Annotated in this window: 13 protein-coding genes; 11 read left to right on the top strand and 2 right to left on the bottom strand. The window is 66.6% G+C overall.

From position 1 onward, the window contains the following. The first annotated feature begins 1 nt into the window (after position 1). From fliH to JLK41_RS24200, 10 genes are all read left to right on the top strand, one after another. On the top strand, positions 2–694 hold the full coding sequence (gene fliH, locus JLK41_RS24245) for a flagellar assembly protein FliH (RefSeq protein ID WP_037051086.1): 693 nt from the start codon (positions 2–4) through the stop codon (positions 692–694). An 18-nt stretch (positions 695–712) separates the two neighbouring features. Beyond that, positions 713–2,029, top strand: a complete 1,317-nt coding sequence (fliI, locus tag JLK41_RS24240; protein WP_037051087.1) for a flagellar protein export ATPase FliI — start codon at positions 713–715, stop codon at positions 2,027–2,029. Beyond that, positions 2,026–2,451, top strand: coding sequence for a flagellar FliJ family protein (locus JLK41_RS24235; protein WP_037051089.1), 426 nt, complete (start codon positions 2,026–2,028; stop codon positions 2,449–2,451). The genes fliI and JLK41_RS24235 overlap by 4 nt, the downstream gene beginning before the upstream one ends. A 97-nt stretch (positions 2,452–2,548) precedes the next feature. Beyond that, complete coding sequence (flgM, locus tag JLK41_RS24230) at positions 2,549–2,827, top strand: flagellar biosynthesis anti-sigma factor FlgM (protein ID WP_210390019.1); 279 nt, start codon at positions 2,549–2,551, stop codon at positions 2,825–2,827. Further along, entirely contained in the window at positions 2,824–3,270 is a 447-nt protein-coding gene (flgN, locus tag JLK41_RS24225; protein ID WP_037051093.1) for a flagellar export chaperone FlgN, read from the top strand. The genes flgM and flgN overlap by 4 nt, the downstream gene beginning before the upstream one ends. A 59-nt stretch (positions 3,271–3,329) precedes the next feature. Next, a complete protein-coding gene (locus tag JLK41_RS24220) occupies positions 3,330–3,881 on the top strand; it encodes a chorismate--pyruvate lyase family protein (RefSeq protein ID WP_037051402.1) in 552 nt (183 codons plus the stop codon). Between the two features lie 162 nt (positions 3,882–4,043). After that, a complete protein-coding gene (gene ubiA, locus JLK41_RS24215; protein WP_210390018.1) occupies positions 4,044–4,934 on the top strand; it encodes a 4-hydroxybenzoate octaprenyltransferase in 891 nt (296 codons plus the stop codon). Between the two features lie 179 nt (positions 4,935–5,113). Next, positions 5,114–5,803 (top strand): phosphate regulon transcriptional regulator PhoB, encoded by a 690-nt coding sequence (phoB, locus tag JLK41_RS24210; RefSeq protein WP_003242584.1) that lies wholly within the window; start codon positions 5,114–5,116, stop codon positions 5,801–5,803. Positions 5,804–6,045: 242 nt separating this feature from the next. After that, positions 6,046–7,365, top strand: a complete 1,320-nt coding sequence (phoR, locus tag JLK41_RS24205) for a phosphate regulon sensor histidine kinase PhoR (protein ID WP_037051097.1) — start codon at positions 6,046–6,048, stop codon at positions 7,363–7,365. Positions 7,366–7,427: 62 nt separating this feature from the next. Further along, positions 7,428–8,768, top strand: coding sequence for a hemolysin family protein (locus JLK41_RS24200; RefSeq protein ID WP_037051098.1), 1,341 nt, complete (start codon positions 7,428–7,430; stop codon positions 8,766–8,768). Here the strand turns inward: JLK41_RS24200 and JLK41_RS25425 are convergent. Then, positions 8,755–9,393, bottom strand: a complete 639-nt coding sequence (locus JLK41_RS25425) for a BCCT family transporter (protein ID WP_244976457.1) — start codon at positions 9,391–9,393, stop codon at positions 8,755–8,757. The two genes, JLK41_RS24200 and JLK41_RS25425, sit on opposite strands and share 14 nt — an antisense overlap. Positions 9,394–9,408: 15 nt before the next feature. Beyond that, positions 9,409–9,909, bottom strand: coding sequence for a BCCT family transporter (locus tag JLK41_RS25420; protein ID WP_244976456.1), 501 nt, complete (start codon positions 9,907–9,909; stop codon positions 9,409–9,411). Positions 9,910–10,188: 279 nt separating this feature from the next. Between JLK41_RS25420 and JLK41_RS24190 the strand changes: the two genes are divergently transcribed. Beyond that, positions 10,189–11,682 carry a succinyl-CoA:acetate CoA-transferase ScpC gene (locus tag JLK41_RS24190; protein WP_047587232.1) on the top strand — a complete coding sequence of 498 codons (1,494 nt, stop codon included), beginning with the start codon at positions 10,189–10,191 and terminating at the stop codon, positions 11,680–11,682. Positions 11,683–11,751 lie beyond the last annotated feature (69 nt).

The raw sequence follows: 11,751 nt of genomic DNA, 5'->3' as shown, positions 1-11,751 counted from the left end.
GATGACGCTCAAGGTGATCAACGGCGACGCCCGGCAGTGGCGCGCCTACCGCTTCCCGCCGCGCAGCAGCCAACCGAGCGAGGACTGGAGCGGCGATCCGGCCGGGCTGCAGCGGGCCATGGCCGATGGCTTCCAGCAGGGCATCGAGAAGGGCTATCAGGACGGTCTGCAGCAGGGCGAGGAGGCCGGGCGCCAGGCCGGTTTCGAGCAGGGCCGCGAGGACGGCATGAAGCTCGGCCGTGACGAAGGGCGCAGCGAGGGGCGCCGCGCCTTCGAGCTGGCGGCGCAGCCGCTGCAGGCCATCAGCGAGCAGGTCGAGCACTACCTCGGCGAACTGGAGCACAAGCGTCGCCAGGAGCTGCTGGAGCTGGTCAGGAAGGTCTCGCAGCAGGTCATTCGCTGCGAGCTGACCCTGCATCCGACGCAGCTGCTGGCGCTGGTCGAGGAGGCCCTGAGCGGCATGCCGGGCGAGCCGGAAGATGTTCAGGTGCTGCTGAGCCCCGAGGAGTACGCGCGGATCAGGTCGGTGGCGCCGGAACGTGCCGCGGGCTGGAAGCTGGTGGCCGACGAGCGCCTGGCGCTCGGCGAATGCCGGGTGGTCACGCCACAGGCCGAGGCCGACGTCGGCTGCCAGCAACGCCTGGATGCCTGCATCGACACCCTGGCCGAACACCTGCACCTGACCGAAGCCTGACCGGGAGCCGTCGCCAGCATGCTCGACTACAAACTCGACGAAGCGCTGCGCTCGCTCGATGGCGTGCAACTGGCCAAGGTGGCCGGGCGCCTGGTGCGGGTCTCCGGGATGTTGCTGGAAAGCCTCGGCTGCCAGCGCAGCACCGGCCAGCGCTGCCGTGTGGAGCAGGCCGACGGCAGCCTGCTGGACGCCCAGGTGGTCGGCTTCAACCGCGATATCACCTACCTGATGCCGTTCAAGAAACCGGTCGGCCTGGCGGCTGGCTCGCGGGTCTTCCCGGCCAAGGACGAGGCGGTGCTGCACATCGACGAGTCCTGGCTGGGGCGGGTGGTCAATGGCCTCGGCGAGCCGCTCGACGAGCGCGGCAAGCTCAGTGGTCGCGATCCGTTGCCGGTCGAGCTGCCCAGCGTCAACCCGCTCAAGCGCCGACCGGTGGAGGCGGCGCTGGATGTCGGCGTGCGCGCCATCAATGGCCTGCTGACCCTGGGCAAGGGGCAGCGCGTCGGCCTGTTCGCCGGTTCCGGGGTGGGCAAGAGCGTGCTGCTGGGCATGATCACCCGGCAGACCAAGGCCGACGTGGTGGTGGTCGGGCTGATCGGCGAGCGTGGCCGCGAGGTGCAGGAGTTCATTCTCCACTCGCTTGGCGAAGAGGGCCTGCGCAAGGCCGTGGTGGTGGTGGCGCCGGCCAACGAATCACCCTTGATGCGGCTGAAGGCCACCGAGCTGTGCCACAGCATCGCCGCCTACTTCCGCGACCAGGGCCAGGATGTGCTGCTGCTGGTCGACTCGCTGACCCGCTATGCCATGGCCCAGCGCGAGATCGCCCTGGCGCTGGGCGAGCCGCCGGCGACCAAGGGTTATCCACCGTCGGTGTTCGGCATGCTGCCGGAGCTGGTGGAGAGTGCCGGCAACGGCGAGAGCGGCAGCGGCAGCCTCAGCGCCATCTACACCGTGCTGGCCGAGGGCGATGACCACCAGGACCCGATCGTCGACTGCGCACGGGCGATCCTCGATGGCCATATCGTGCTATCGCGGCGCCTAGCCGATGTCGGGCATTACCCGGCCATCGACATCTCCGCCTCGGTCAGCCGCTGCATGAGCCAGGTCGGCGAGGCCGCGCACCTGGCCGCAGGCCGCCAGTTCAAGGAGTTCTACAGCACCTTCGAGAAGATCAAGGAGCTGATCCCGCTCGGCGGCTACACGCCGGGCATGGATGCCCGGACCGACCGCGCCGTGCAGCTGGCGCCGAGCCTCGAACGCTTCCTGCGCCAGGAGGTCGGCGTCGCCGCCGAGCTCGGCGCCAGCATCGCCACCTTGCAGAGCATCATCAAATGAAAGAGCAGCTAGAAGTGCTGGGGCGGCTGGCCAGCCTGCGTGGCAACCGGGTGCAGCAGATGCTCGGTCGGGTCAGTTATCAACAGAACCTGTGCCAGCGCTATCGCAACAACATCACCGGGCTCAGCCGCCTGTGCGGTTTCAGCGTGCCGATGACCACGCCGCTGCAGCGCGACAACCAGCAGCGCTACAAGGCCACGCTGTACAAGATGGTGGAGTTGCAGCGCCGCGAGCTGGCGCTGGCCGAGGAGAACCTGGCGCGTATCCAGCGCGAGTTGCTGACGGCCATGCGCAGCGAGAAGGTGATCAACCAGTTTCTCGAAAGCAAGCTGGGCCAGTGGCATGAGCTGCTTGCCCGCCAGGAACAGAAGATCCAGGATGGCCTGGCGGCGCAGGCCTGGTGGCGCGCCCAGGTCAGCTGACGGGCGGCGCCGCGAGATTATTTTTTTCGCCTGGGGTTTAAGTGCTGGCCGTATCGGGTCGCTCTTAGGCCATAACACCACGAGTTGGATTCGAATCATGGAAATCAGCAGGCACCTCAAGCCCGGTCTCAACCTGCCCAGCGACGTCCCCGCCAAGGTGCAGGGCGCGCGGCCGCAGCAGGAGACCCCCGCGCGCGCCAGTGCAGGCGCCGAGCCGCGTCTCGAACAGGTGCAGGCGGCGCTGCAGAGCCTGCCGGACGTCGATCTGGACAAGGTCGCCCAGCTCAAGGCGGCGCTGGCCAATGGCGAGCTGAGCAGCGACCCGGCGGCGCTGGCCAGCAGCATGCTGACCTATCACAGCGGTAGCGATGCGTGACCACAGCGCGTGAGCAACAACTGCTCCAGGTCGTCGAGCAGGACCTGCATCAGGACTGCGCCGACTACCTCGCCCTGCGCGGGCTGATGCAGGAGCTGTATCAGCAGTTGCTCAAGCGCGACAGCCGGCAGATCGACCTGCTCAACGAGCAGATCCTGCCACTGGTGGACCAGGCCAGGGCGCGGGCCGAGCGTCGCAGCAAGGTCCTGGCCGCCTTCCAGCTGGGTACCGGCCACAGCGCCATGCACAAGCTGCTGGCGCGCTATCCGCAGGCCCAGCGCAATCACCTTTCCCACACCTGGGAGCAGCTTGGCCTGCTGGCCGGGCAGTGCAAGCGCCTCAACGAGCGCAACGGCAAGCTGCTGGCCATGCACCACGAAATTCTCGAGCAGTTGCTCGGCGAGCCAGGAGCGGCTCAGCTGTACGCGCCGCCACCCTACTGAGGCAGCCCGGACGCAGCGTGGTAGACTCGCGCGCTTCCGATCCGTGGTGATTGTTCTCCGTGTCTCACGCCGCCCTCGCTCATCCTCCGCGCTGGTTGACCCAGGCCCAGTTGCATCCGCAACCGACTGCCGCTGTCCGCGACTGGCTGTTCAACGGTGACTCGCTGACACGGCGCCTGACGGCCCTGTCGCACGACGGCTTCTCCGTGACCCCGTTGCAGGAAGGCTGGCAGCGCCTGCGCAACGACGAATGCGCCCTGCTCGGCGTGGCCGATGGCAGCCAGGGCTGGGTGCGCGAGGTCTACCTGCGTGGCCACGGGCAGCCCTGGGTCTTCGCCCGCAGCGTGGCGGCGCGCAGCGTGCTCGAAGGCTCCGGACTGAACCTGGCTGAACTGGGCAGCCGCTCGCTGGGCGAACTGCTGTTCAGCGACCGCGCCTTCGACCGCGGCGAGCTGCAGGCCTGTCGCTATCCGGCCGCCTGGTTGCCGCAGGCGGTGCGTGAAGAGCGCCTGTGGGCGCGGCGCTCCTGCTTCAGCCGCGCAGCGCTCGGCGTGCTGGTGGCCGAAGTCTTCCTGCCGGCGTTCTGGCAGGCGGCGGGTCTCGAAGCGTAGGCCGCAAGCCCGTGCCGCGTCTGCCAGCAAGCGCCTGCGCGGCGCGCCAGTGCCCGAAGGCATGGGCGTACCTGGCGCCTGCAACGGTGGATGAGGACCGCGTCATCCACCCTGCGCCGCCAACCCCTTTATAATCCGCGCAACCTGCACGGAGACGCCACGATGTACACCCGCCTGCTGCAATCGACCACCCGCCTGCACCCGCGTGCCTGGGACTTCATCCAGCTGATGCGCCTGGACAAGCCCATCGGCATCTACCTCCTGCTATGGCCGACGCTGTGGGCGCTGTGGGTGGCGGGGGAGGGCGTGCCGAGCGTGAAGAACCTGTTCATCTTCGTCGTCGGCGTGATGCTGATGCGCGCCGCAGGCTGCGTGATCAACGACTACGCCGACCGCAACTTCGACGGCCATGTCAGCCGCACCAAGGCACGCCCGCTGGCCAGCGGCAAGGTCACGCCACGCGAAGCGCTGGCGCTGTTCGCCGTGCTGGTGGCGCTGAGTTTCGTGCTGGTGCTGTTCACCAATGCCACCACCATCTGGCTGTCCTTCGGCGGCCTGGCCCTGGCCGCCTGCTACCCCTTCATGAAGCGCTACACCTTCTACCCCCAGGTGGTGCTCGGCGCAGCGTTCTCCTGGGGCATGCCGATGGCCTTCACCGCCGAGACCGGCAGCCTGCCGCCCGAGGCCTGGCTGCTGTACATCGCCAACCTGCTGTGGACGGTGGCCTACGACACCTACTACGCGATGGCCGACCGCGAGGACGACCTGAAGATCGGGGTGAAGTCCACCGCCATCCTCTTCGGCGACGCCGACCGCCTGATCATCGCGACCCTGCAGGGCCTGGCGCTGCTCTGCCTGCTGCTGGCCGGTGCGCGCTTCGAACTGGGCCTGTACTTCCATCTTGGCCTGCTGGTGGCCGCTGCCTGCTTCGCCTGGGAGTTTCACGTGACCCGCCGCCGCGAGCCGCTGGTGTGCTTCAACGCCTTCCTGCACAACCACTGGGCGGGGTTGGCGATCTTCATCGGCATCGTGCTGGACTACGCCCTGCGCTGAGTGAGCGATAAGCATGCTGCGCTGGCGCTCAGCCTCGACGGTCGCTCCCGTTGGCGGCGTGCGTCAGCGGGCGAAATCGCGACCCTGCTCCCGGCACTGCCGCGCGCTTGTCATATCGCTGCAATAATTCCGTTATCTAATGCGGCGCAGACAGATGAACGAACAGAGGCTAAGGCCCCATGGTTGGCAAGAACATCCTGATCGTCGATGACGAAGCACCGATCCGCGAAATGATCGCGGTGGCCCTGGAAATGGCCGGTTACGAGTGCCTGGAAGCGGAGAATACCCAGCAGGCCCATGCCGTCATCGTCGACCGCAAACCCGATCTGATCCTGCTCGACTGGATGCTGCCGGGTACCAGTGGCATCGAGCTGGCGCGCCGCCTGAAGCGCGACGAGCTGACCAGCGATATCCCGATCATCATGCTCACCGCCAAGGGTGAAGAGGACAACAAGATCCAGGGCCTGGAAGTCGGCGCCGACGACTACATCACCAAGCCCTTCTCGCCGCGCGAGCTGGTGGCGCGCCTCAAGGCCGTGCTGCGTCGGGCCGGCCCGAGCGACAGCGAGGCGCCGATCGAGGTCGGTGGCCTGCTGCTCGACCCGATCAGCCATCGCGTCACCATCGACGGCAAACCGGCCGAAATGGGGCCGACCGAATACCGCCTGCTGCAATTCTTCATGACCCATCAGGAGCGCGCCTATACCCGTGGCCAGCTGCTCGATCAGGTCTGGGGTGGCAACGTCTACGTCGAGGAACGTACCGTCGACGTGCATATCCGTCGCCTGCGCAAGGCGCTCGGCGATGCCTACGAAAACCTGGTACAAACCGTGCGCGGGACTGGCTATCGTTTCTCCACCAAAGGCTGAGCCGCTGGTGCTGCGCGTCGGCCCTGCCGCGTCGAGAACAGGTCCGGCAGGCCGCGAGCGGCCAACGTAGTTTGGTGAGGCCCCTAAGGGCGAACGTGGTGAGTAATGCGCATGTACAGACGTACAATCGCCCGCGACGCCGAGCGTTCCTCAGTTGCCTGCGCGGGGGCGTCATCGGTATTGCATGGCTCCAGCTCGCAAGCTCGTGAAGCCGCTGCTGCGAGCTCGCTCTTCAGACAAGGATGCGTTCCATCGTGAATCAAGACTGGCGTGGTGCCGTGGTGCGCCGGCTGTTGCTGCTGATCGGCGCCTGCCTGCTGCTGGGTTTCGTCACCGGCGAATATGCCTGGGTGCTGGCGTGTGGCCTGGCCATTCACCTGGGCTGGACCCTCAGCCAGCTGTTGCGCCTGCACAAATGGCTGCGCGAGCACAAACCCGACGAACCGCCACCGGACGGCTACGGCCTGTGGGGTGAGGTGTTCGACAGCATCTACCACCTGCAACGGCGCAACCAGAAGGCGCGTGGCCGCCTGCAGGCGGTGATCGACCGCGTGCAGGAGTCCACCGCTGCGCTCAAGGATGCGGTGGTGATGCTCGACAGCCAGGGCAACCTGGAATGGTGGAACCGTGCCGCCGAGACCCTGCTGGGCCTGAAAACCCCCCAGGACAGTGGCCAGCAGCTGGCCAACCTGGTGCGCGACCCGCGCTTCAAGGAGTACTTCGAGCGCGGCAACTATGCCGATGCCCTGGAGATTCCCTCGCCGGTCAATGACCGTCGGCGCCTGCAGTTCCATATCACCCGCTACGGTAACCGCGAGCATCTGCTGCTGGTGCGTGATGTCACCCGTCTCCATCAGCTGGAACAGATGCGCAAGGACTTCGTCGCCAACGTCTCCCACGAACTGCGCACGCCGCTGACGGTGATCGCCGGCTATCTGGAGACCCTGCTGGACAACGTCGAAGCGGTCAATCCGCGCTGGCTGCGTGCCCTGCAGCAGATGCAGCAGCAAGGCGCGCGCATGCAGACGCTGCTCAACGACCTGCTGCTGCTGGCCAAGCTGGAGGCCACGGACTATCCCTCGGACAATCAGCCGGTCGCGGTCGACCTGATGCTGCTGTCGATCCGCAACGACGCCCAGGCGCTGTCAGCCGATCAGTTGCATCGCATCAGCCTGGAGGCCGATCCGCACCTCAAGCTCAAGGGCAGCGAGGCCGAACTGCGCAGCGCGTTTTCCAACCTGGTGTTCAACGCGGTCAAGTACACGCCGGCCGGCGGCGAGATCCGCATCCGCTGGTGGGGTGACGAGAAGGGCGCGCACCTGGCCGTCAGCGACACGGGCATGGGCATCGACGCCAAGCACCTGCCGCGCCTGACCGAGCGTTTCTACCGCGTCGACTCCAGCCGTGCCAGCAACACGGGCGGCACCGGGCTGGGCCTGGCGATCGTCAAGCATGTGCTGCTGCGCCATCGCGGCAACCTGGAGATCGGCAGCGAGCTGGGCCGCGGCAGTACCTTCACCTGTCACTTCGCCCCGGCCCAGGTGGTGCAGCGCGCCCGCTGAATGCTTGCATTCGGCGCGGCGAGGCTCCACCCTCTAGCGATCATTGGCCAACCCGAACCTTCATGGACCCCTCCACGAGCCTCTCCGTTTCCACCTATCTCGCCGACTTCGGCCTCATGCTGTTCGCCCTGTTTCTGGTCCTGCTCAACGGCTTCTTCGTTGCCGCCGAGTTCGCCATCGTGCGCCTGCGTGCCACCAAGGTCGACGCGCTGGCCGAGGCGCATGGCTGGCGCGGGCACATCCTGCGCACCGTGCACAACCAGATGGACGCCTACCTCTCGGCCTGCCAGCTGGGCATCACCCTGGCTTCGCTGGGCCTGGGCTGGGTCGGTGAGCCGGCCTTCGCCGAGCTGCTGACTCCGCTGCTGGCGGCACTGGGTATCGATTCGCCGGCGCTGATCCACGGCATCGCCTTCTTCACTGCGTTCGCCATCATCTCCTACCTGCACATCGTCATCGGCGAGCTGGCGCCCAAGTCCTGGGCGATTCGCAAGCCGGAGCTGCTGTCGCTGTGGACGGCGGCGCCGCTGTACGCCTTCTACTGGCTGATGTACCCGGCGATCTTCGTCCTCAACGCCAGCGCCAACGCCATCCTGCGCATCGCCGGGCAGGGCGAGCCCGGCCCGCATCATGAACACCACTACAGCCGCGAAGAGCTGAAGCTGATCCTGCACTCCAGCCGCGCCAGCGCCGACAGCGACCAGGACCTGCGCGTGCTGGCCTCGGCCGTCGAACTGGGCGAGCTGGAAGTGGTGGACTGGGCCAACTCGCGCGAGGATCTGGTCTACCTGGAACTCAACGCCAGCCTGGACCAGGTGTTCACCACCTTCCGCCGGCACAAGTACAGCCGCTATCCGATCTACGACGAGAGCAAGGAAGAGTTCGTCGGCGTGCTGCACATCAAGGACCTGCTGCTGCAGCTGTCGCTGCTGGAAATGCTGCCCTCGGCGCTCAAGCTCGGCGACATGATGCATCCCCTGGAGCGGGTCAGCCGGCACATGCCGCTGTCGCAGCTGCTCGAGCAGTTCCGCCAGGGCGGTGCGCACTTCGCGCTGGTCGAGGAAGCCGACGGCAAGGTCATCGGCTACCTGACCATGGAGGATGTGCTGGAGGCATTGGTCGGCGACATCCAGGACGAGCACCGCAAGGCCGAGCGCGGCATCCTGGCATACCAGCCGGGCAAGCTGCTGGTACGCGGTGACACGCCGCTGGCCAAGGTCGAGCGCCTGCTCGGTGTCGACCTCGACCACATCGAGGCCGAGACCCTGGCCGGCCTGATCTACGAGACCCTCAAGCGCATGCCCGAGGAGGAGGAAGTGCTGGAGACCGACGGCCTGCGCATCATCGTCAAGAAGATGAAAGGCCCCAAGGTGGTGCTGGCCAAGGTCCTCAAGCTCGACTGACCGAGCGGCCGCCGATGCTCTGCAGGGCAGGGCGGCAGCGTAGCGCGAGCAGCCCCAGGGTGGCGGCATACAGGCCGATGACCGTCAGCCCGACCCATTGAATCTCGAACGGCGTGAAGCGGAACGTCAGCACCAGCGCGCCGAGCAGGACGAAGTGGCAGGCGATGAAGCGCGCACGCCCCAGCCGCTGCACGCTGAGCCCCAGGTTGTCGCTGTACAGGCGCACCAGGGAGTCCACCGAGTTGATCACGAAGATCACCCCGACCGCGAGCATCGCCAGCTTCCACAGTGGCGCGATGGCGATGCCATCGGTGAAGTAGTGGTAGAGCACGGCAAACCAGATCGCCAGGGGAATCGACGGGATGATCAGCAGCGCCAGCAGCAGCTGGTAGGTCTTCAGCCCGCCGACGAAGCGCGAGACGAACTGGCCGATCATGATGCTCCAGGCGAACCACCAGAACAGGTAGAAGGCGTGATAGTCGCTGAGCGGCACGACGAAGTGCGGCAGCTTGGCGAAGTAGCCGCTGCCGATGTCGCCGGCCGCCCGGGCGAAGCTGTCCGGGCCGACCCCGCCGACGATGGCCATCGCCAGGATCAGGCCGAAGAACAGCCAGGTGGAGGCCACGCTGAGTACCTTCAGCTAGCGGATGTCGGTGCTGGAATAGATCGCGGCGAGCAGGATGGCGACCACCGTCAGGTACTGCCAGGTTTCGCTGATCTCCGGCGCGTACCAGGCGATGTTGACCAGGAACAGGTACGCGGTGAAGGCGCAGGTGGAGACGATCACCAGGTTGTTCACCAGCTTCACCGGGCGCAGTTCGAACAGGCGCACCCTGGGCTCGATCACGCAGAAGTAGAAGGTGGTGACGAAGTACATGGCCCAGATCAGGAAGCCCCAGAAGCCGAAGGCGACCGCCAGCGGGTTGGAGAACTGGTAGGGCTGCTCGCTGGCGTAGATCGGGAATTCGGTCATCGGGAAGATGATCAGCCCCATGTCGAGCCCGGAGGTGAAGAGGATCGCCAGGAAGGTGAACAGGCCGACCGGCTCGCTGCCGGTGCAGCGCAGGCGACCCCAGCGCAACAGCACCCAGAGGGTCAGGCCGAGCAGCGCCAGGGACGCCGCACAAAGGACGAGGTTCATCGGTGCAAGCCTCTTGTTGTTATGGGTGAGCACGGCTTATCCGCTGCCGAGGCCTGGCGATACTGCCGAAGTCGGACCGCGTGGACATACGTGTGGGCGTCGGCCAGTGCTCCGATTGCGTCAGGCCGGAGATGGCACTTTGCTTCTGTCCGGTTGCCTCGAAATCCGACGAAAGGCCCGTTCTAGAGGGTTCAATCCTACTTTCGTGGTAGAGGCGCGAGGCAGTGCGGCCACTAGACTGCTCGCCCTCCGTGCTATCCCCGCCTGTCGAGGTTCCCGATGTATGCAGATCGTGTGCGCCAGCCTTCGCTGCTGGACAAGGTGATGACTGCGGCCGAGGCGGCCGCCCTGATCGAGGACGGCATGACCGTCGGCATGAGCGGTTTCACCCGTGCCGGCGAGGCCAAGGCGGTGCCGCTGGCGCTGGCCGAGCGTGCGCGCCAGGCCCCGCTGAGCATCAGCCTGATGACCGGCGCCAGCCTCGGCAACGACCTCGACAAGCAGCTGACCGAAGCCGGCGTGCTGGCCCGGCGCATGCCGTTCCAGGTCGATGCCACGCTGCGCAAGGCGATCAACGACGGCCGCGTGATGTTCATCGACCAGCACCTCTCCGAGACCGTCGAACAGCTGCGCAACCACCAGCTGAAGAAGCCCGACATCGCGGTGATCGAAGCGGTGGCCATCACCGAGCAGGGGCACATCGTGCCGACCACCTCGGTGGGCAACTCGGCCAGCTTCGCCATCTTCGCCGAGCGGGTGATCGTCGAGATCAATCTGGCGCACAACCCGAACCTGCAGGGCCTGCACGACATCTACATCCCCACCTACCGGCCGACGCGCACGCCAATCCCGCTGACCCGCGTCGACGACCGTATCGGCAGCACGGCGATCCCGATCCCGGCGGAGAAGATCGTCGCCATCGTGGTCAACGACCAGCCCGACTCGCCGTCCACCGTGCTGCCACCGGACGTCGAGACGCAGGCCATCGCCGACCACCTGATCGCCTTCTTCCAGCGCGAGGTCGATGCCGGGCGCATGAGCAACAGCCTCGGCCCGCTGCAGGCCGGTATCGGCTCGATCGCCAATGCGGTGATGTGCGGGCTGATCCATTCGCCATTCGAGAACCTGAGCATGTACTCGGAGGTGCTGCAGGACTCCACCTTCGACCTGTTCGATGCCGGCAAGCTGGCCTTCGCCTCAGGCAGCTCGATCACCCTCTCGGCGCGCCGCAATGCCGATGTGTTCGGCAATCTCGAGCGCTACAAGGAGCGCCTGGTGCTGCGCCCGCAGGAAATCTCCAACCACCCCGAGGTGGTGCGCCGTCTGGGCATCATCGGCATCAACACGGCGCTGGAGTTCGACCTGTACGGCAACGTCAACTCCACCCACGTCGGCGGCACCAGGATGATGAACGGCATCGGTGGCAGCGGCGATTTCGCCCGCAACGCCCACCTGGCGATCTTCGTCACCAAGTCGATCGCCAAGGGTGGGGCGGTGTCCAGCGTGGTGCCGATGGTCAGCCACGTCGATCACAGCGAGCACGATGTCGACATCCTGGTCACCGAGCAGGGCCTGGCCGACCTGCGTGGCTTGGCGCCGCGCGAACGCGCCCGGGCGGTGATCGACAACTGCGTGCATCCGGACTTCCGGGGGCCGCTCGGCGACTACTTCGAGCGCGCCTGTGCCCGTGGCGGGCACACCCCGCACATCCTCCGCGAAGCGCTGCAGTGGCACATCAACCTGGAGGAAACCGGGCGCATGCTGGCCGGCTGAGACGTGGCGCGCACGCCGTGTCGATGGCCTATGCTCTGGCGTGCCCAACCTCCGACTGGCTAGCCAGTC

It is taken from the genome of Ectopseudomonas khazarica (assembly GCF_017915135.1).
In the GTDB taxonomy this organism is placed as follows: Bacteria; Pseudomonadota; Gammaproteobacteria; order Pseudomonadales; family Pseudomonadaceae; genus Aquipseudomonas; species Aquipseudomonas khazarica.
The sequence above is the reverse complement of the archived record's forward strand: the minus strand, read 5'-3'. Positions and strand labels throughout refer to the sequence as shown.